Here is a 20713-nt window from a genome sequence, read left to right as displayed (position 1 = left end):
ATTGAAACTTGAACCAATTGATCCACAAGCATTTACAGATTTCGCGACTTATTCAGAAAGACCGCGAACAAAATGGGAACGTTTTTTAGATAAAATTAAACCTCGTTCTGCGGCTATGCGTACCACGATCTTGGTATTGTTCACGGTCGTTTTTAGCTTGTTTATGTCCTTGTGGTTCTTTTGGCGAACGTTATATTTACCAGAATTACAACAACATGCGCGTTATCTCGCCATTGAGCTTGAATTAGTCAATAATCCAGATATCCGTATTTTACATCGTGATACAGAAGTTGATGTCGATACATGGCTTAAAAACCGTATTGGTATTGAATACATCACTGACCCTAAAGAATTTCCAAAAATTGAAGATAAATTCTTAGCCGAGTTATTTACCAACCAAATCGAAACCAAACTTGCGAAAGAGCTGGGAGTCGATAACGCTGATAACGTTACTGTATATTTTAAATTCAAACCGATTCCACGTATTTGGATTCAAACGCCTGAAATGCATGGTAACTGGGTGCGTGAACCATTAAAAACGTATACTAACTACAGCGTGGAACTGATTGCAGCATGGCTATTTGGCGTTCCAATTATTTCTTCAATTATTATTTTAATTCTAGTTCGACAAATGAATCGACCATTACGTCGATTACAGAATGCTGCCAACAATTACAGTAAAATTGGTAAAGCACCTTATCTTGATACCAATCATGGGCCACTCGAAATACGTCAAGTAAACCAAGCATTCAACCATATGGTATATACGCTTGAGCAAACTGAACGCGATCGACAAATCATGCTAGCAGGGATTTCACATGATTTACGTACACCACTGACACGTATTCGCCTGACCGCAGAAATGCTCCCAGATGAGTTTTTCCGCGAAGGTCTAATTTACGATGTAGATGATATGGATGCGATCCTCAATCAATTTATTTCGTATATGCGAGATGGATCTGATGAAGAACTATCACAAACCAATATCAATACTTTGCTTCAAGAGGTCGCTGTACAATTTAAGCCCTTAGATATTCGTTTTGAAGCACAAGAGCTACCCATCATCCCTGCGCGAAGTCTATCCTTAAAACGTTTGATTGCGAATTTAGTCAACAACGCCAAACGTTATGGCGCAGAACCAATTGAATTATCGGCAAGCCATGTTGATGATCATATTCTGATTACCGTCGCTGATCATGGTGAAGGTATTCCACCAGATCAAGTTGAAGAACTCATGCAACCCTTTGTTCGTGGTAATTCAGCGCGTACGATTCAAGGAAGTGGCCTCGGCTTAGCCATTGTAAAACGTATTGTTGACATTCATCAGGGACAAATTAGCATTCGCAATCGCGAGCAAGGTGGTTTAGAAGTGGTGATTTCACTTCCTCTCAACCATGAAAATCTTGAAGAATCTCAAACGAATGCGATTGATAAAATTAAACAGACTATAACCGGACATTTTTAGAACAATTCGTGATGGAAAAATAACTCTTTTTATCTCTGAAAAAGTATCACGCATTTCACATATTAGACCTTAGCCGTAGTCCAATTCCCTTTTCAAGTTTTAACGCTAAAATCCATATCTAACTAAGAAGTATATTGAGAATGGATCATGTCTTTAAGTCGTATTCGCCTTGCTACCCTACATGACAAAGTGATGAGCGCTGAACAGGCTGCTCGCTTTATTGAAAATGATATGACGGTTGGTATGAGTGGTTTTACTCGTGCTGGAGAAGCTAAAGCTGTGCCACAAGCATTAGTCGAACAAGCTAAAAAAAGTCCGTTAAAAATCACATTAATTACAGGTGCAAGCCTAGGGAATGACTTAGACAAACAATTGACGGAAGCAGGTGTACTTGCTCGTCGTATGCCATTCCAAGTTGACAATACTTTACGTCGCGCCATTAATAATGGTGAAGTAATGTTTATCGACCAACATTTATCTGAAACTGTTGAGCAAATGCGTAATCAACAGCTTAAACGTCCAGATATTGCTGTGATTGAAGCTGTTGCGATTACAGAAGATGGTCATATCGTACCAACAACCTCTGTAGGCAACTCTGCAAGTTTCGCAATTTTTGCTGAAAAAGTGATCGTTGAAATTAATACCTCATTGAGCGAAAACTTTGAGGGCTTACACGATATTTATATTCCAACATATCGTCCAACACGTACCCCACTTCCATTAACTCAAGTCGATGATCGTATTGGTTCAACTGCAATCCAAATTGACCCAGCAAAAATCGTAGGCATCGTTTTTAATAATACGGCAGACTCACCTTCAACTGTGACTGCGCCTGACGATGAAACTCAAGGGATTGCAAATCACCTCATCGCTTTCTTTGAAAAAGAAGTTGCTGCAGGTCGTTTAGCGAAAAACCTAGGTCCTTTACAGGCAGGTATTGGTTCAATTGCAAATGCAGTTTTGACTGGTCTTAAAGATTCTAACTTTGAAGATTTGGTCATGTATTCTGAAGTATTACAAGACTGTACTTTTGAATTGATTGATGCTGGAAAAATGAAATTTGCTTCTGGTAGCTCAATTACCCTATCTGCACAATGTGGTGAGCGCGTATTTGGCAATCTTGAACACTACAAAGATAAATTAGTATTACGTCCACAAGAAATTTCTAACCACCCTGAAATCGTACGTCGTTTAGGTATTATTGGAATTAATACAGCACTCGAATTCGATATTTACGGCAACGTGAATTCTACGCATGTTTGCGGTACAAAAATGATGAATGGTATCGGCGGTTCAGGTGATTTTGCGCGTAATGCTCACCTTGCAATCTTTGTTACCAAGTCAATCGCAAAAGGTGGTGATATTTCATCAATCGTGCCAATGGTAAGCCACGTTGATCACAATGAGCACGATGTTGACATTTTGGTAACTGAAGTTGGTTTAGCAGATTTACGTGGCTTAGCACCTCGTGAGCGTGCACGTGTGATTATTGACAACTGTGTACACCCACTTTATCAAGCTGCCTTAAATGACTATTTTGATCGTGCCTGCGAGCGCGGTGGCCATACACCTCATATTCTTCGTGAAGCACTGTCATGGCATGCGAACTTCGAAGAAACTGGTCATATGTTAGCAAACGAAAAATTAGCAAAAACCGCTTAATTTTTTGCTTCACATCTTCAAAAAGGCTGAATCCATTTGATTCAGCCTTTTTCGTTTTGATCAGAATTTCAGACCATATGAAACACCTAAAATATGCTGATCCATTTCAAGGTTAGCTTCACCACCTCCAAAGTTCAAAGGAATAGATTGACTTCCTTTTACGGTTCCTTTCAAACCATAGGTATATGCAACACTAAGCTCCTGTGCACGATCAATATTCCACGTCGCCCCCACGCTGAGATGATCTTGAATTACACCAGGTGCAAGAATATTCAAGAACGTTTGATCTTGGGGAATTGGCTGATCATTATGGCTATATCCAGCTCTTATCGTCACTCGTGGATTGACTTGATATGCCGCACCAATCTTGTAAATGTTGATATCTTTCCAACCAAAACCCTGACCTTTTTCTGAACCAAAACCATTACCCGCCATCACCGAAGCTAGACTAAAAGGATTTCCAACTGAATCTACATCAGAATAATTAATACGCGCTATATCGGTTAATACAGTTAATGCAGGCGTCAATTGAAAAGCGGCTCCTACCCCATAACTCTCCGGCACATCAAAACCTCCAGCTTGTGCAAATAAACCTCGATATTGATCAAATTTGTCCGATTTAATTTTTGAAGAATAATTTGCACCAACGGTTACGACATCATTTAGCTTGGCACTCCAGCCGACTTTAACACCTATGCCTGTAGCAGAGTCCTTACCATTATTACTCAGTTTTTGCCCATCAACAGAAAATGGTGCAAAACCTGAAATTCCTTTAGCTTCAAATCGTTGATAAAGAATGTTGGTCGCAACACCGATGGATTGATTTTCGCTATATCGCCAAGCCACAGATGGAGAAATAAAAATCTGCGCTAAATCCACCCCTGCTTCACCTGTATTTCCAAAAGCTGCATACGGATTTTTCTTGTAGGAGGTATTCATACCGCCGTTACCATAAATCGCTAAACCCAAAGCAACCGTATCATTTACTTTCTTATTTACCGCAAATTCAGGTAGAACAAAATATTCACGCCCATTGCCACTATATTGACCGTTGGCGCCTGCCAAATTTCCCTCAATTTCAGCAGAACGCTTAGGGTTAAATATAGTCGCGCCAATATCGACACGACTGTCTAACCAAGCCAATCCAGAAGGATTATTCGCAATCGTCAAAGCATCATTAAATTCCGCAATAGAGGCCCCAGCAGCTCCTTGAGCTTTAACCCCATAGCCATGCATAAAATAACCTGTTGTCGCGAATGCTGATGACGATAAAGCAGATAAAAATAATGTAGGAAGTGTAAATCCAAGCAACTTTTGCATAACTTATCTTCAGTAAAAATAATATATGCATAAGCATATTGTTTTTCTTTTATTCAGATAACTAAGTTAATTTGAGAAGCATATTCTTTTTATTCATAAACAGATTTTTTGATCAAAACACATTCCATTTTGATTCATGCATAAAAAAAGCCCTAAACTTGAGTTTAGGGCTTTTTGAATATGGTGGCGGGACCCAGGATCGAACTGGGGACACACGGATTTTCAATCCGTTGCTCTACCGACTGAGCTATCGCGCCAATGGGGTGTATTAAGCCGTATCTCAGCTCAATAGTCAATAATTATCATGAGCTTTTGATTTGATTGCCCATTTTTCATGCAATCAATTTTGAGTAAAAAAAATCCCCGATGGGATCGGGGATTGAAAATACAAATTATGGTGGCGGGACCCAGGATCGAACTGGGGACACACGGATTTTCAATCCGTTGCTCTACCGACTGAGCTATCGCGCCAAAGTGGGCGTATTAAACAATGTTTACCCACGTGCGTCAAGCAAATTTGTGGATTTTTCTATCAAACGTCTAATTTTACTGCAAATCGCAAACCAATTAGACTTTAATTTTAGATTTTGCCCAAATGCGATAAACAACGATGAATTGCTCCACAACCTGGTTCAAAATGCTTTACACCTTGTTCCTCTTCCATACGGCACACTTCTTCAACCAAACGCTCTGCAACCCCACGTCCACGATTGGATGGATGTACGACAATATATTCTAAAACACGGCTTTCACCTTGTCCTGTTGCCCAAATTGCACCTATAATTTTGGTGTTAAATTCAGCGGTATAAACTGTGGTATATTGCTGTAGATTTTGCGCAAGTTGCTCCATTGCATCTTGCCCATCACCAAACTCTGGGCTGGTATCGTAGAGTCGCTCGAGCTGAGTACGAATTCCTAGATTATCTAGTGTACTGTAAGCATGTACGGTAATAGGCATTGATAAACCCTCCTGAGCAAACTATGATGCTGTCACTTTTTCGTCACAGCGAAATATTGGTTTTTAATTCAATCATTTTTGACGTTTTTTGAGGAACGTGTCCATGACGCAACGTATCAGTGAAGTGGTAAGAAATACCAACGAAACCAAAATTCGAGTTCGTCTCAATCTCGATGGTACAGGTCAAGGCACACTCAACACTGGAGTTCCATTTTTAGACCATATGATTGATCAAATCAAGCGTCATGGTTTATTTGATATCGATATTCATTGCGATGGTGACTTAGAAATTGATGATCACCATACTGTTGAAGATTGTGGAATCACCTTGGGACAAGCCTTTGCGCAAGCTTTAGGTGATAAAAAAGGCTTACGTCGTTATGGTCATTTTTATGCACCACTTGATGAAGCACTTTCTCGTGTTGTTGTTGATCTATCTGGTCGTCCGGGTTTATTTATGGATATTCCATTCACTCGCGCTCGTATCGGCACGTTTGATGTCGATTTGTTTTCTGAGTTTTTCCAAGGTTTTGTCAACCATGCGTTAATGACCCTGCATATTGACAATCTAAAGGGTAAGAATAGCCATCACCAGATCGAAAGTGTGTTTAAGGCATTGGCTCGCGCATTGCGTATGGCATGTGAAATTGATCCACGTGCAGAAAATACAATTGCTTCGACCAAAGGTAGCTTGTAATGACACGTATTGCTTTACTTGATTATGGTATGGGTAATTTACACTCTGCAGCAAAAGCTTTAGAGCATGTGGGTGCAACTGTCGATGTGACCAATGATCCAAAACTGATTGCTAAAGCAGATAAAATTGTATTTCCTGGTGTAGGTGCCATGCGTGATTGTATGCAAGGCATGCATGAAGCAGGGATCGATGAAGTGGTACGTCAAGCCGCGTTTAACAAACCTGTATTAGCCATTTGTGTCGGCATGCAAGCACTACTGCAAAGTTCAGAAGAAAATGGCGGTGTCGATGCCTTGGGTATTTTTGACGGTGTTGTTAAACACTTTCCAGAAATTCCAAACTTGAAAGTACCTCACATGGGCTGGAATCAAGTCCATCAACTTGATCCAAGCCATCCGATGTGGAATAACATTGAACAAGATGCACGTTTCTACTTTGTGCATAGTTACTATGTAGAACCAAAAGATCCAGCGATCACGGCAGCAATTTGTGATTATGGCGTGAATTTCTGTACGGCGATTCACAAAGACAATTTGTTCGCGACCCAATTTCATCCAGAGAAAAGTCATACGGCTGGTTTGCAATTGTTAAAAAACTTTGTTGAGTGGAATATCTAACTCATCGCGCGATTACAGATCAAACGTCGTGTACCGTTTGATCTGTTTCAAATAAGAACAACTATCATTTTCTAATTTCTTCTTTATAATTCTTGTATATACATTTTTTAAATTTAAACAACTATATAAAAACACTTCATTCAGGTTATATATAATGAATTCATCTACTCAAACAATCAAAGATCATCCTCTGCGCCCGCATGGTCGTTTTGGCCGACTGTCCTATTTGGGATGGTCATTTATGATGGCTCTTATCTTTGTAATTACTGCATTCATTCCCTTGGTTTTTTCAGCAGACTTATTTGATAAAAATGCATCAGAAGGGACTGACACTGTAACCATAATCTTTATGCTAACTCTCAGTCTAATTGTTCTTATTTCTTGCTACATTGCTATCGTTTTTATTATTCGTCGCCTACATGACTGCAATCGAGGTGCATGGTTAGCATTATTGATTATTGTCCCTGTCATCAATTTATTTTTTATGATCTATTTATTATGCGCCAAGGGTACAGAAGGTCCTAATAATTTTGGACCAGTTCGAAAAACCAGAGGTTGGGAAAAAGTCCTAGGTTCGATTTATGCCGTTTTATTCCCTCTAGGTTTGATTCTTAACATTCTGATGTCGCTTGCATCAATGTCTGCTCCTCATTAGTTTTCAAAAAATGAACTAACCTAGATCAGATAAAGTCTAATCAAACTGAATCCATAACATTTAAAAGCCAAGTTTTCTAACTTGGCTTTTTCATTGCCACAAAACTGTTTAAGCTCAAGCAAAAGTTTTGAGTTTCAGAAAATGGAAATGCAGCAAGCAACAGCGCTTTTAAGCAAAGAACAAATCCGTGCATTACCTGCATTTCAAAATCTAAGTGCTGAAAATATTTTAGTGATTCAAACACTCGAACAATGCATGGCAATTCAAACTGAACTTCACGCCGTTGCTGTATTCGGATTTGATACCGAATCTAAACCAACCTTCAAAATCGGTGAGAAATCTACAGGCCCCCATTTAATTCAACTTTCAACACATGAAAAAGCCTATCTGTTCCAAGTAAAGCCTGACATTCTTAATTTCTTAAAGCCTATTTTAGAAAATGAACATCAACTCAAAGTTGGTTTTGGTTTAAAAAATGATGTGAGTAGTTTTCGCCGTAAAGGGATTGAACCTAAATCACTGATTGAACTTTCGAAGAGTTTTTCGAGTTTTGGTTATAACACTCAAGTCGGTGTACAAACTGCGATTGCTCTAATTTTCCAACGTTATTTTGCCAAAAGCAAAAAAATCAGCACTTCAAACTGGTCTGTCAAACAGCTAAGTCCTCAACAAATCAATTATGCTGCCGCTGATGCTTATGCTGCATTGTTGATATACCAACACCTATATCATCAGCAGTTACTACCTCCTCAAATTCAACAACAAATAGTAAGAATACTTCAAGGTTCAGCAGACAAGGCTTAGCGATTGATCAATACTTTGTTAATATGTAGCCAATTTAAACTTTATGATGACGCTAGGAGCGAAAGCATGCTAATCATCCCTGCAATAGACCTGAAAGATGGTAAATGTGTTCGTTTAAAACAAGGTCGTATGGAAGACGATACCGTTTTCTCTGATGATCCTGTCGCAACTGCACAACATTGGGTTGATGAAGGCGCACGTCGTTTACATTTAGTTGATTTAAATGGTGCTTTCGCAGGTACGCCAATTCATAAACCGGTGGTGGAAGCGATTGCACGCGCACAACCAGAACTTCCAATTCAAATTGGTGGTGGTATTCGTTCACTTGAAACCATCGAACATTATTTGGAAGCAGGTGTATCTTTTGTCATTATCGGCACAAAAGCAGTAAAAGAACCTGAATTTGTTGAGGAAGCATGCAAACGCTTTTCAGGTCATATCATTGTTGGTATTGATGCAATCAATGGTATGGTTGCGACAGATGGCTGGGCAAATGTAACTGACGTGAAGGCAACTGATCTTGCAAAACGTTTTGCAGATGCTGGTGTTTCAAGTATTGTGTATACCGATATCGCACGTGATGGCATGATGCAAGGTGTTAACGTTGAGCAAACGGTTCATTTAGCACAATACTCTGGCTTACCTGTGATCGCTTCAGGTGGTGTGACCAATCTGGATGATGTTCGCAACTTAAAAGGTCAGCAAGGCATTTTAGGTGCAATTACAGGTCGCGCAATTTATGAAGGCACATTAAACCTTCGTGAAGCACAGCTCTTGTTGGATGATAATCGTCTTTAATTCAGTACAAAAGAAGCTATCTTTTCGGTAGCTTCTTTTTTATTTAATACAACACATTACGAATAAATTTTAATACGCTTGTACCACGATTAATATAACGATAGCTCACATCACTTTCAAAAAGCATTGACTGACCTGCGCAAATCACACGAGTTTCATTTTCAAACTCAAGGCTTAATTCACCTTCTAAAACATAAATGAGTTCTCTCCAGCCGATTGGATCTGCATCAGCACAATATTCCTCTCCTACCGCAAGTGACCAATTCCACAACTCAGTTTGGGTATGTGTTGGTACAGCAGCCAAAAGAGTAGCATGGCTGTCTTGAGCTTTTCCTTGCCATGCAAGCGCATTCACAATTGCGTTTTCACTTACCTCAGGATTACTCACAAGTCTTTTAAAATCGACAGCCAAAACAGCGGCAATTGCATCTAGCTTGGCTAAGCTAATATTCACTTGTCCTGTTTCCAAGGCAGCAATAGTCCGTCGACTCACACCTGCCCGATCAGCTAATTCTTGTTGGCTGAGTTGTGATTGATCGCGGAAATAACGAATATTTTTTCCTACATATTGTAAAACAGTGTCAGCTTGGCTCATTTACATCAGCAATTAAATCAATACTAGTGCAATATATTGCACAAAACTCTAAAATAATACAATATGTGCAATATATTGCACTCCCATATTAGGTTTGTTGTTGTGACATCACTATCTCAATCTCCCAAAGTAGCTCAATTTGCACTTATTTTCATTACCATGATTTGGGGTGGAACATTTCTAGCGGTGCAATACGCCCTGAATTTTAGTAGCCCTATATTTTTTGTGGGCTGTCGTTTTGCTGTCGCAGCCTTGGCAATTTTTTTAATCTCAATCAAATCAATGCGTGGATTAAATTTAAAAGAGGTCTTAGCAGGCACAGCGATTGGTATAGTGATTGCGATTGGTTATGGCACCCAAACCATTGCGTTACAAACAATTTTAAGTAGTGAATCTGCCTTTTTAACCGCATTGTATGTGCCTCTTGTCCCAATTTTAATGTGGGTTATTTTCCAAAAAAGACCTTCACTCATGACATGGTTAGGAACAGCATTCGCTTTTATTGGACTAGTTCTTTTAACTGGCAATGGTATTTCCAATATCAGTCTAAGCTATGGACAAATGCTTACATTAATTTGTGCTTTTGTGATTGCACTGGAGATTATTTTGATTGGTTATTTCGCAGGAAAAGTTAATTTAAGACGAGTCACCGTTATTCAATTGGCTGTTGCATCATTCTTATCATTTGCCAGTATGCCATTTGTTGGCGAACATAATATTCCTAGTTTTTCATGGCAATTAAGCATTCTAGTGCTTAGTTTGGGTTTAGCCAGTGCACTGATTCAATTTGTAATGAATTGGGCACAACGAATGGTCGATCCAACCCGCGCTGCAATTATTTATGCAGGTGAGCCTGTTTGGGCAGGTGTGTTTGGAAGAATCGTAGGCGAGCGATTACCATTATTGGCTTTATTCGGTGGGTGTTTAGTGGTGCTTGGTGTTTTAGTCAGTGAATTAAAATTCAAAATATTAGAAAAGAAAAAAGAGAGCTGAATAGCTCTCTTTTTATCACCTAGGGTGCTTTCTTTTTTAATAATATATGCGGTTGATAATATTCTACTACGGGCATTGGATCATAGAATGGATGCAATAATGCTTTCCACTGCTGATATTCAGGAGATTTCCTAAAACCTTCAGTATGATTTTCAATACGATCCCAAAAAACCATCAAAATATAGCGATGCTGGTCTTCGACATGTTTAATGAGCTGAACAGCATTCAAACCTTCCATTGGATAAATAATCTCTTTCGCAGTTTGAAAGGCTAATTCGAAATCTTCACTTTGATTTGGTTTAATATTCAAATGTACATGTTCAATAATCATGGTTGATCCAATTTATTGATACATTGGCTTATTATCATTTAATGCAATTAAACCTCGAATTGCTCGATATACAATCCACACCCATGCAGCAAAAATCACTAACCCACAAAATATAGTACTTGAGAGTGCGACACCTGCAAAAGCATTGGCATTATCGCCTGTAAAAAACAGAAAGAAAAATGGGATAAATGCAATGATATTCCAAGCCAAATACCACCAAAAGGTACGAATTTGCCAAGTAAAATGACTCTCAAAAATTGAACCTTGCACATCACTACGCTTTACATAGTTAATAATCAAAGCAATAATCGCCAACAAACCACCACTAAAAATCGCAATGATATAAAGGACATAGAGAACCAAAGTTAAGGTACGGTTTGGATCTTGATCAACGGAATAATTCATTTTTATTTATCTCCAAAAACTCACTTCCCCAATCAGTAAAACACATTGAGTGGAGAAATTAACCAACATATCAACAATATATGAAAGACTATGGTACAGAAATAAATCTTACGAAACGGTTGTTTTTGTGTTTTATGTCTCAGTTTTTGTTGAGCAAGCCATCCTCCACACCAACCACCCAAAGAATCCACGATATGCAAAGTCTGCTCTGGAATACGTCGATTCCCCAATTGTGCCGCTTCTTTGTCTTGCGCATACAACCAATAACTCAACACATTCATTAAGCTGACAAATAACAAGGTATACGGCGGCAGCAATTTACTAAAGCTTGCAATCAGCATAAAAACGATATAAATCACGATACCAACCTGCATCGCCGACCAACGCTTGGCAGATGTTAGCTGAGCAGGTTTGCTGCGGTGTTCAATTACTTGTGATGCTTTTAAATAAGTTGCTTGCTGAGCGCGATAACGACCGCGCTCATCCAAAATGACTAAATACCCCAAGGCACACCCCACGATTGGACGCGGCCCTGTGCGAGCAAAGTCTTTGATATGGATAAAAACACGATCTTTATGTGCATCATTCGGTTGAATAAAGCCATAGCCTTTATCATCGAACCATTCAACTAAGCGCCCTTGATCTCGCATATTCCTACCCTAAACCTAAAACTTGTTGTAAACGGTTTTGTAACATCATGCGCATTTCCATAGGGTCTTTTTGTGAAATATCTTCACCTGTCCGCCCTTCTGCTGCATTTTTCTGTGCGACCTGTAAACGCATACTCCAAAAACGACAAGCTGCCATTGCTAGGAAAATATCCATACAAGCCAATTCATCTTGTGTCAGTGGACGAATGCTTTGATAAGCACCTAAGAATGCTTCAGCTTTTTCTATATCCAAATGGGCTTGTGGATAAGCTGTACAGAAGTCATTGATACTAATCGCAATATCAAACAGCCACTCATCTTGATTGAGTTCATAAAAATCAAGAATACCTTGTAATTGATCTCCCTCAAACAAGGTATTATCCCGAAATAAATCGGAATGAATAAAGCCCGTTGGTCTGTTTGGATATGCTTGCGTAATCACTGTAAATAAGTGAAAGACCTGATTTAAAAGTTGTTGATCTGCTTGAATCAATTGAGGACGTAATTGGTTTGCTACTTCAGACCAGTATTGATGATTGCGATTAAAATCACGTTCCAAAGGAAAGCCCTGCAAAGCCAAATGCAATTTTGCCTGCGCTTGAGCAATCGCCTGTACTTGTTTAATACTGGCTTCTTCAGGATGTTCACCCATCAAACGAGGTGCAATCTGAGCAGGTTTATCTGCAATGCTATGAATCGCCTGCCCATCATATTTTAAGGGCACCGCCACAGGTACGCCCGCCTTACCTAAACAATCGAGTACTGGGACGAGTTCACCTGCCCCCTCAGCATCTAATTCTTCAAAAACCGTTAAAACATAGTGTTGTTTTGATTGATCCACCAAAAAATAATTGGTGTTTTGAATACCGCCTTGGATTGGAATCAGCTCAATGATCGCTAAACCATAAGGCTCAGCGAATGCTTGAACTTCTTCTAAACTCAACGGGGTATAAACCGACATGGAAAACCTGCAAAAAATAGCTGTGAAGTTTGATAGAATACCTGTTCCCTCCATGAAGGTGTAGCACCCCTTTCTTTATTGGCGATTTTTTGGAAAATTTTATGCTCGCAAAACGTATTATCCCTTGCTTAGATGTTGATAATGGTCGAGTCGTCAAAGGCGTTCAATTCCTTGATATTCGTGACGCAGGTGACCCTGTTGAAGTCGCACGTCGTTATAACGAACAAGGCGCCGATGAAATTACCTTTTTAGATATTACTGCTACCCATCATGGACGCGATACGACTTACCGTACGGTAGAACGTATGGCTGAAAGCGTGTTTGTCCCTTTAACTGTAGGTGGTGGTGTCCGTAAAGTTGAAGATATTCGTTTATTACTAAATGCGGGTGCTGATAAAGTCAGTATCAACTCGGCAGCAGTATTTACGCCTGAGTTTGTTCAAGAAGCTTCTCAACGTTTTGGCGCACAATGTATTGTGGTCGCAATTGATGCGAAAAAAACTGGCGAAAATAAGTGGGAAATCTTTACCCACGGTGGTCGTAAACCCACAGGAATCGATGCGATTGAATGGGCTGTGAAAATGGCTGACTTCGGTGCGGGCGAATTGCTGATTACCAGTATGGATGCCGATGGAACCAAAGCTGGTTATGACATAGCCTTGATGCGTCAAATCAATGATCGTGTCAATATTCCGACCATCGCATCAGGTGGCGTAGGCAATTTACAACATTTGGCTGACGGAATTTTGAAAGGCGGTGCAGATGCGGTACTGGCTGCCTCTATTTTCCATTTTGGTCAACACACGATTCCAGAAGCTAAGCAATATTTGGCTGAGCAAGGGATTGAAATGCGTCTCTAAAGTCTATAACGGGCGTAGCTTTCAGTTACGCCTAAATCTTTAGCTGAAAAAATATGAATGAAACTTTAGTTTGGATTGTTCTTTTTGGTTGTCTAGGCCTGATTATCTATTGGCTCAAACATAAGGAGTCTGTTTTTCTCAGTGTTGTAATTTCTCTTATAAGTGTTCCCAGTATCATTTTTTTATACGTTTATGCTCATCAAATTTACTATTATTTTGCAGTGAATAACCCCAAGCAAGAACACCATTGTGGAATTTTTAATCAACACCAAAGCATTGAGCATTATTCAAGGAATGGTAATTGGACTCAAATACTATATGAGTTTAAAACAGAACAAGGACAGATTTTTGTTTTTGCACGTAATCGTGCTGTTGCTAAAAATTTGCCAATCATGGCTCAAATTCAACCTAAACAGAAAATCTGTTTTCAATATTCACCAGAATTTAAAGATAGTGATGGACGTTACTTACTCACAGGTTTGAGCTTACAAAACTAACAGGCAAAAAAATACCTTGCTGAGCAAGGTATGGAAACTGCGTTTATACAACGCTAGAGGGTAAACGTGAATTTTGTCATTTTGAAAATTCTGTGCATTTCAAATGCTTGAATCAAAATAGCTATAAAATGAACAAAAATATTGACATTAAAAACCCATTTTATTGACAATTCACGACATGGCTCATGAAAGCATCGTCACGATTCGTCACAATGCTTATGCTTTATGGTCACATGTCGCATTTCCCTCTAAGCCACTGATTCTTGTTGCTCATTTTCTGCTACAGGCGCTTTGACTAATTTGGGTTTTTGCTCAACCCATTTCGCTGGAAAAACCGACTCTATCGCTTGCGTCAATGCTTTTGAAAATGGTGCAGGTAACGGTAGACCGAGTGGATTGGCTTCTTTTAAATCAGCCGAAGATACGACTCGCGTTCCCATCACATAATCAAACCATGGTCGCGTTACACACCAGTTAGCATCTTGATTCGAATTCATATGATGATCGTAATGCCAAGGGATGGTACGCTTTGCCCAATCAGGTTCTAAGTGCGCACGGCGATGTACATAATAATAATTACCAGCACTATAAACTGCTGCCAACGACATCCCTTTTGAAAAGGGATAAAACACGACACTAGCTACACCTGCCGCAACAGCAAGTGACATTAATTCATTTCGAGTACGCCAGCTATCCAAACCTTCAACATAACAATCATCAGAAAACTCTTGCTTACGAACCTCACGATGATGTGCCCAATGCGATTCCATACTTTTTGGTACAGGACTGTAACGTGGCTGACCCGGACGATGCACACCGTGCAAAATATATTTATGAGCAAACCATTCAAATGCATTTGCAACTGCCAAACCTGCAATAAAACCCTTAATCATGGTTTTCACCAAATGTTTCCTTATTTTTATTAAAGATATAAATTTTTGTAGGCGAAGTATTGACGATACGATATATTTATATTGACAAAACACGACAGAATAAGGAGTAGACAGGATGTCCCAACTCAAGAACTATACAGGCTCTGTTTATGGCGGATTAGGGCATTTATTAAAGGCTTATTGCGAAACAAAAAATATTGAAATTCCTGAACAATTACAACAAGTCCAAAATCTTGAACGTTTTGATTACGTCATTTGGCGTGACTTACTTGAAGATCTTAATCGTTTAAATCCCAAGACAGGTTTAGGCTTAGAAATTGCAGAGCACGTACAACCTAAACATTTAGGAATTATTGCTTATCTCGCACTGTCATGTGAAAACTTGGGCGAAGCATTGGCGCGTTATCATGATTTTCATCGCTTAATTTATGATGGTAGCCCTCTCATTGTTGAATTTAACCCACCCTACGCATCAATCCGCTGGGAAGCTCCAGAACCCTATCCAACCCAATTAACAGATGAAATTGCAATTGCGCTGATGGTGCAATTCCTTAAGTTATTTATGTCAGGTGAAGATATCAATCTACACGAAGTGCATTTTGTGAATACAGCACCGAAAAACATTACGGTTTATGAGCAATATTTCCGCTGTAAAGTCCGTTTTGATCAGCCTAAAACTCAGCTACTTTTACCTGTTACCGAAGCCTTTAAGCCACTTCGAACAGGCGATCACACTTTACAACAATTGTTGCTACAACAAGCTCAAGCTTTATTGGATAAGCTTCCCAATTCCACTCAACTCGATCAACGTCTACAACATGCAATTTTGACTGGATTACAAAAAAACCAATATCAAATCGATTTTATTGCAGAAAAATTAGGATTATCGGTAAGACAATTACAACGCCACTTACAACAGCAAAACACGACATTTCAAGAACGTGTGCAACAAGTACGTTTTATGCTCGCAACAGAATATTTAAAAGATCCGCATTTGAGCTTACAAGAAATCGCATTATTACTTTGCTATTCTGAACAAAGTGCCTTTCAACGTGCATTTAAAATTTGGACCAACCAAACACCACAACAATGGCGAAACAACAACATAACTTACAATTCTTAATAAAACTAAAGACACACTAACGGTTTCACAACAGATCATTTTTATTACAGCATTTATACAAGAGCATATGCAGTTTTGTGAATTAATTCACATTTTCTTCACAAGGCTTAAATATATCCATAATAAATTTTGGATGCATACTTTTTTATTTTTACAAAGATTTGGGTGATAACAATGAACAAATATTTAGCAGAATTTTTGGGAACCTTTTGGCTTGTTTTTGGTGGTTGTGGTAGCGCTGTTTTGGCAGCTGCATTTCCAGAACTTGGGATCGGCTTTTTAGGTGTTGCATTCGCATTTGGTTTGACTGTACTTACTGGTGCGTATGCCTTTGGTCATATTTCTGGAGCACATTTTAATCCTGCAGTCAGTGTAGGCCTATGGGTAGGTGGACGTTTAGAAGCAAAAGATTTAGCGCCTTATATTATTTCTCAAGTGATTGGTGCAACCTTCGCGGCATTTGTTTTATACATTATTGTGCAAGGCCAAGCAGGTTTTACAGGAACTGGAGGCTTCGCAACAAATGGCTATGCAGAACTATCTCCAAACCATTTCTCAATAGCTTCAGCCTTTTTAATCGAAGTCGTTCTTACAGCCGTCTTTCTGATCATTATTTTATTATCAACACATAAAAATGCGCCTGCTGGTTTTGCTCCAATTGCAATTGGTTTAACACTTACCGTCATTCATTTAATTAGTATTCCAGTCACGAATACCTCGGTAAACCCCGCACGTAGTACAGGTGTTGCCTTTTTTGCTGAGACAGCAGCGCTGAGTCAATTGTGGTTATTTTGGGTAGCTCCAATTTTAGGTGCAATCATTGGCGCAATTATTTATAAAGTCGTTGCAAGTGAAAAAAGCTAAGATTTTAGAATAAAAAAACAGCCTTTTTCAGGCTGTTTTTTATAGAAATGGATTTTCAATTTCTTGTTCTGGCTTACGCTCAATCTGTTCAGGTAAGCTCTGTGCTTCTAACACCATGACCACTTCGTTGATAAAACGTTGTAAAGCTTTCGCTGCCTTTAAACCTGCTTGATCTTTTGTGATTTGCAAATTGCCATATAGACTTACACAATCCGCCTGATTTTCTAGGGTCAAGTCATAAATTGCTGAGGACTCCTCACCATGTTCAAAAGGTTTAAACATTGATTCCACTCCTTATCGTTCTCGTTTCCACCTATTGAGTTAAGCATAGTCACATTAGAATAGCTGTGAAATTAGCGCAACAATTGTAAGAAATACTGAACCAATGCATCAATCAATTGTTTGATTAAAGCTTGTTTGGTTTCCTCATCAATCTGCGGCAAATTAGTCTCATCAGTTTGTGTCTTCCCAGAAGAAAATTGCTGCTGTTGTGCTTGAATACTTGCCGTGGTTGCTTCTTCAGCACATTGACTTTGTCTATCCCAACTCACATAGCTAATTTCTTTATTGGCTTTAACTTGTTGTGCTGATGTAGGCAATTGATAAACATTACGCTTTTGTTGTTCTGTAAGTTGTGGAAATAAATTAATTCCTAACTTTTCTTCTAAATAACAGATGCTCACCACTTTAACCTGTAATGAATCATTATTTGGTGCATAGTACGCCCCAATAATTCCCTGTTTAGGTAAATACACTGCCTTATATACAGCAGTCGGTACAATCACACCACTACCAATGGTTTTTAAGCGCTTCGCTTCAAAAATTGGTCCAGTCACAACATAAACATCTTTATGCTGTTTAGTCACAATAGAGCGTACTGCTTCTTCGAGTTTACGCCAAACTTCCTGATTATTCTTCGGTGATTGCGGCACCATATTGGCTAAAGAAAAGCTATCATGTTGTGCCGCAGTGTTATTCATATCGCCATTCGGTGCCATATGTCCACGATCGTACCCAGAACCACGGTAGTCCGCTAACAATGCACGATGAGCGAGAGGTACTCGTGTTTCTTCGTGAAAACTATCTTCGCGCTTGATTTTAATACTTAAACGATCTGGGGTAAGGTATTCCGCTGACCACAATGGTGTTTTTGAAATACCTGAATACATCACATTAAAATCATTAAAACACAAAGCATAACTATCTTTTTTTAGACTCTCTTTTGTAAGTAAAGGAGGAACATCTCGATAAAATTGTTCTAAACAAGCACCATGACTCGATGGCAAAGGAATTAATTTAGAAATTTTTTCATTACCAAATGCAATCGCGAAACTGCCTGTTGCGATCAAAGCAAGAACAATTTTTCCAAAATTTTGGCTCAAAAAAGCAAATTGTGTTTTACTCTTTTTGGTTGTTTTCTTCGCCATAACTAAATCAAAATCAATATGAATGCGAAGCTTAGCAATTCCATATTCAACTGTATATTGAGATAAAGCCAAGAACGACACTTTATGTCGCAAAACTGTTCACTTGATCACCAGACAATAAAAAAGGCACTCTAAAGTGCCTTTTTTGATGATTTTATGTTACCTAAATTTCAATTTGACTGCCTAACTCCACAACACGGTTGGTTGGAATTTGATAGAAGTCACTCACAGGGCTAGTATTACGTTGCATTGAGATAAATAAGCGTTCGCGCCACGGAGACATACCATCTCCCACACTATGAACAATACGATCACGTGAAATAAAGAAGCTAATTTGCATCAAGTCATATTCAAAGCCTAATTCTTCGTAAGCTTGAATCAAGGCTTTTGGCACATTAGGTTCATCTTTAAAACCGTAGAAAATTTTGATGCGATAGAAATGTTCATTCAACGTTTCAACACTAATTCGCTCCTCTTGAGGAACAAATGGAACATCCTCAATCACTACAGTGACTAAAATATTACGCTCATGTAGTACTTTATTGTGCTTAATATTATGTAGCATCGCATGCGGAACAACATTAGGTGTTCCGGTTAAAAAAACTGCATCGCCTGGTACTTGATGAACATTGTCCCCAATACTTTTCACAAATAAATCGAGTGATAGAGTGTCATGTTCAAGCTTAGCAAAAGTAAGCTCACGCCCACGTTTCCACGTCATCAGAATCATAACCGCGACTGCACCGATCAATAACGGTACCCAACCACCTGAGAACATTTTTAATGATGCTGCTGCGACCAGTACGGATTCCAAAATAAAGAATGGAATAATCAACAGCATCACCTTTGGTAAGCTCCATTTCCATGCATAGTATATGAATACAGCAACCAAAATCGTGTCGCATAACATGGTTAAGGTCACAGCCAAGCCATAAGCACTTGCAAGGTTTGAGCTAGTTTTAAAAATTAGAATTAAGATGACGATCGCGATCAGCAATAACCAATTCAGAAATGGCACATAAATTTGTCCTTCTTCAGAATCAGAAGTATGTTTAATGCCTAAACGTGGTAAATAACCCAATTGGATTGCTTGACGGGCTAATGAGAAAACCCCAGAAATAACGGCCTGTGATGCAATCACAGCTGCCATCGTTGCCAAGATAATCATTGGGTACAAAGCCCAACTTGGGACTAATAAATAGAATGGATTTTCAATAGCCGCAGGATTGCGAAGTAACAGCGCACCTTGTCCAGCATAATTTAATACAAGGCAAGGCAAAACGACACTAAACCAACCGAAACGAATTGGACGCGGTCCAAAATGCCCCATATCTGCATATAAGGCTTCACCACCTGTGACCGTTAAAACAACAGCACCCATAATAAAAAATGCTTGTACAGGATGAGTGAAAATAAACTGAATTGCCCAATGAGGACTAACCATACCGAGTACGATTGGTGTTTGTACGACGCTAATGACACCCAAGATCCCCAATGACAAGAACCAGAGTAGCGTAATTGGCCCAAAGAATTTACCAACAAACGCGGTTCCGTGTTTTTGCATTAAAAATAATGTCGTTACAATCACGATTGCAATTGGCACAATAAACGGATCAAGTACATTGGTGGCAATTGATAGACCTTCAACAGCGGAAAGTACTGAGATTGCCGGCGTAATAATACCGTCACCAAAAAATAGCGATGCCCCAACAAAACCAATCGCAATTAAATAAATCTTCTTACTGTCGGATATTTTTGCCTTGCGTAGATTCAAAGCAAGTAGAGCCATGATTCCACCTTCACCATTGTTATCCGCACGCATAACAATCGCGATGTATTTAATACTAATAATCAGCATTAAACACCAAAAAATAATCGACAAGATTCCTAATACATTTTCAGGTTGAATTCCTAAGCCATGTGCAGCATGGAAGGATTCTTTCAAAGCGTACAGAGGACTGGTTCCAATGTCTCCAAACACCACCCCTAATGCTGCCAATGCAGTGGCAGGTAAGGCTGCTTTTTTTGCAGTACTTTGCATATATTGTCTTCAATATAGAACGTTATATTCCTTAATATTATCATTAGCCAAGAAGTTTTTCTGCAAATCTGTTCGACTACAACTTGGCAGTCTGCTT

General features: G+C 39.1%; 23 protein-coding genes and 2 tRNA genes. 12 read left to right on the top strand and 13 right to left on the bottom strand.

What is annotated here, in order from left to right:
* The first annotated feature begins 1 nt into the window (after position 1).
* A complete protein-coding gene (locus tag AC0JIQ_RS01140; RefSeq protein ID WP_474202389.1) occupies positions 2-1465 on the top strand; it encodes an ATP-binding protein in 1464 nt (487 codons plus the stop codon).
* 147 nt (positions 1466-1612) lie between these two features.
* Positions 1613-3127, top strand: a complete 1515-nt coding sequence (locus AC0JIQ_RS01135) for an acetyl-CoA hydrolase/transferase family protein (protein WP_474202388.1) — start codon at positions 1613-1615, stop codon at positions 3125-3127.
* A 60-nt stretch (positions 3128-3187) separates the two neighbouring features.
* Here AC0JIQ_RS01135 and AC0JIQ_RS01130 read toward each other — a convergent pair whose 3' ends face one another.
* The 4 genes from AC0JIQ_RS01130 to AC0JIQ_RS01115 form a co-directional block, all read right to left on the bottom strand.
* Positions 3188-4447 carry an OmpP1/FadL family transporter gene (locus tag AC0JIQ_RS01130; protein WP_474202387.1) on the bottom strand — a complete coding sequence of 420 codons (1260 nt, stop codon included), beginning with the start codon at positions 4445-4447 and terminating at the stop codon, positions 3188-3190.
* Between the two features lie 181 nt (positions 4448-4628).
* Positions 4629-4704 (bottom strand) — tRNA-Phe (locus tag AC0JIQ_RS01125).
* A gap of 138 nt (positions 4705-4842) precedes the next feature.
* Positions 4843-4918 (bottom strand) — tRNA-Phe (locus AC0JIQ_RS01120).
* Between the two features lie 109 nt (positions 4919-5027).
* Positions 5028-5405: a GNAT family N-acetyltransferase gene (locus tag AC0JIQ_RS01115; protein WP_004659998.1), complete on the bottom strand. Its 378-nt coding sequence runs from the start codon at positions 5403-5405 to the stop codon at positions 5028-5030.
* 103 nt (positions 5406-5508) lie between these two features.
* Here AC0JIQ_RS01115 and hisB point away from each other — a divergent pair, with 103 nt between their 5' ends.
* The 5 genes from hisB (at position 5509) to hisA (ending at position 8976) form a co-directional block, all read left to right on the top strand.
* A complete protein-coding gene (hisB, locus tag AC0JIQ_RS01110; RefSeq protein WP_000194096.1) occupies positions 5509-6102 on the top strand; it encodes an imidazoleglycerol-phosphate dehydratase HisB in 594 nt (197 codons plus the stop codon).
* Entirely contained in the window at positions 6102-6719 is a 618-nt protein-coding gene (gene hisH, locus AC0JIQ_RS01105; RefSeq protein WP_474202386.1) for an imidazole glycerol phosphate synthase subunit HisH, read from the top strand. The genes hisB and hisH overlap by 1 nt, the downstream gene beginning before the upstream one ends.
* 154 nt (positions 6720-6873) lie before the next feature.
* Positions 6874-7374 (top strand): DUF805 domain-containing protein, encoded by a 501-nt coding sequence (locus tag AC0JIQ_RS01100; RefSeq protein WP_474202385.1) that lies wholly within the window; start codon positions 6874-6876, stop codon positions 7372-7374.
* A gap of 141 nt (positions 7375-7515) precedes the next feature.
* Positions 7516-8178 (top strand): 3'-5' exonuclease, encoded by a 663-nt coding sequence (locus tag AC0JIQ_RS01095; RefSeq protein ID WP_474202384.1) that lies wholly within the window; start codon positions 7516-7518, stop codon positions 8176-8178.
* A 66-nt stretch (positions 8179-8244) separates the two neighbouring features.
* Positions 8245-8976 (top strand): 1-(5-phosphoribosyl)-5-[(5-phosphoribosylamino)methylideneamino]imidazole-4-carboxamide isomerase, encoded by a 732-nt coding sequence (gene hisA / locus AC0JIQ_RS01090; RefSeq protein WP_474202383.1) that lies wholly within the window; start codon positions 8245-8247, stop codon positions 8974-8976.
* 43 nt (positions 8977-9019) lie between these two features.
* Here hisA and AC0JIQ_RS01085 read toward each other — a convergent pair whose 3' ends face one another.
* Positions 9020-9571 (bottom strand): helix-turn-helix domain-containing protein, encoded by a 552-nt coding sequence (locus AC0JIQ_RS01085; RefSeq protein ID WP_474202382.1) that lies wholly within the window; start codon positions 9569-9571, stop codon positions 9020-9022.
* Between the two features lie 63 nt (positions 9572-9634).
* Between AC0JIQ_RS01085 and AC0JIQ_RS01080 the strand changes: the two genes are divergently transcribed.
* Positions 9635-10564 (top strand): DMT family transporter, encoded by a 930-nt coding sequence (locus AC0JIQ_RS01080; protein WP_474202381.1) that lies wholly within the window; start codon positions 9635-9637, stop codon positions 10562-10564.
* 19 nt (positions 10565-10583) lie between these two features.
* On the opposite strand, the gene AC0JIQ_RS01075 is transcribed toward AC0JIQ_RS01080, so the two are convergent.
* The 4 genes from AC0JIQ_RS01075 to AC0JIQ_RS01060 are packed head-to-tail and all read right to left on the bottom strand — an operon-like array spanning position 10584 to position 12911.
* Positions 10584-10895: an antibiotic biosynthesis monooxygenase family protein gene (locus AC0JIQ_RS01075; protein ID WP_474202380.1), complete on the bottom strand. Its 312-nt coding sequence runs from the start codon at positions 10893-10895 to the stop codon at positions 10584-10586.
* Between the two features lie 12 nt (positions 10896-10907).
* Entirely contained in the window at positions 10908-11300 is a 393-nt protein-coding gene (locus AC0JIQ_RS01070; RefSeq protein WP_046739924.1) for a DUF4870 family protein, read from the bottom strand.
* Positions 11301-11332: 32 nt separating this feature from the next.
* Positions 11333-11950, bottom strand: coding sequence for a DUF1294 domain-containing protein (locus tag AC0JIQ_RS01065; protein ID WP_474202379.1), 618 nt, complete (start codon positions 11948-11950; stop codon positions 11333-11335).
* Between the two features lie 4 nt (positions 11951-11954).
* Positions 11955-12911, bottom strand: a complete 957-nt coding sequence (locus AC0JIQ_RS01060) for a homoserine kinase (protein ID WP_474202378.1) — start codon at positions 12909-12911, stop codon at positions 11955-11957.
* 101 nt (positions 12912-13012) lie between these two features.
* Here AC0JIQ_RS01060 and hisF point away from each other — a divergent pair, with 101 nt between their 5' ends.
* Together hisF and AC0JIQ_RS01050 are read left to right on the top strand one after the other, a co-directional pair.
* Positions 13013-13771 (top strand): imidazole glycerol phosphate synthase subunit HisF, encoded by a 759-nt coding sequence (gene hisF / locus AC0JIQ_RS01055; RefSeq protein ID WP_004659983.1) that lies wholly within the window; start codon positions 13013-13015, stop codon positions 13769-13771.
* Between the two features lie 53 nt (positions 13772-13824).
* Positions 13825-14268 (top strand): hypothetical protein, encoded by a 444-nt coding sequence (locus tag AC0JIQ_RS01050; protein WP_046739921.1) that lies wholly within the window; start codon positions 13825-13827, stop codon positions 14266-14268.
* 248 nt (positions 14269-14516) lie between these two features.
* Here the strand turns inward: AC0JIQ_RS01050 and AC0JIQ_RS01045 are convergent, their stop codons facing one another.
* The gene (locus tag AC0JIQ_RS01045) at positions 14517-15161 is read right to left on the bottom strand and encodes a hypothetical protein (RefSeq protein ID WP_474203208.1); all 645 of its coding nucleotides are present in this window, start codon (positions 15159-15161) and stop codon (positions 14517-14519) included.
* Between the two features lie 115 nt (positions 15162-15276).
* On the opposite strand from AC0JIQ_RS01045, the gene AC0JIQ_RS01040 reads away from it, so the two are divergent.
* Positions 15277-16284 (top strand): AraC family transcriptional regulator, encoded by a 1008-nt coding sequence (locus tag AC0JIQ_RS01040; RefSeq protein ID WP_346510292.1) that lies wholly within the window; start codon positions 15277-15279, stop codon positions 16282-16284.
* A 174-nt stretch (positions 16285-16458) separates the two neighbouring features.
* Positions 16459-17148, top strand: coding sequence for an aquaporin Z (gene aqpZ, locus AC0JIQ_RS01035; RefSeq protein WP_241339622.1), 690 nt, complete (start codon positions 16459-16461; stop codon positions 17146-17148).
* 39 nt (positions 17149-17187) lie between these two features.
* Here aqpZ and AC0JIQ_RS01030 read toward each other — a convergent pair whose 3' ends face one another.
* The 3 genes from AC0JIQ_RS01030 to AC0JIQ_RS01020 form a co-directional block, all read right to left on the bottom strand.
* Positions 17188-17430: a hypothetical protein gene (locus AC0JIQ_RS01030; protein WP_346510289.1), complete on the bottom strand. Its 243-nt coding sequence runs from the start codon at positions 17428-17430 to the stop codon at positions 17188-17190.
* Positions 17431-17501: 71 nt separating this feature from the next.
* A complete protein-coding gene (locus tag AC0JIQ_RS01025) occupies positions 17502-18575 on the bottom strand; it encodes a DNA/RNA non-specific endonuclease (protein WP_474203207.1) in 1074 nt (357 codons plus the stop codon).
* 163 nt (positions 18576-18738) lie between these two features.
* Positions 18739-20616, bottom strand: coding sequence for a potassium transporter Kup (locus AC0JIQ_RS01020; protein ID WP_474202377.1), 1878 nt, complete (start codon positions 20614-20616; stop codon positions 18739-18741).
* Between the last annotated feature and the right edge of the window lie 97 nt (positions 20617-20713).

This window comes from Acinetobacter sp. FB (assembly GCF_056033405.1).
The sequence above is the reverse complement of the archived record's forward strand: the minus strand, read 5'-3'. Positions and strand labels throughout refer to the sequence as shown.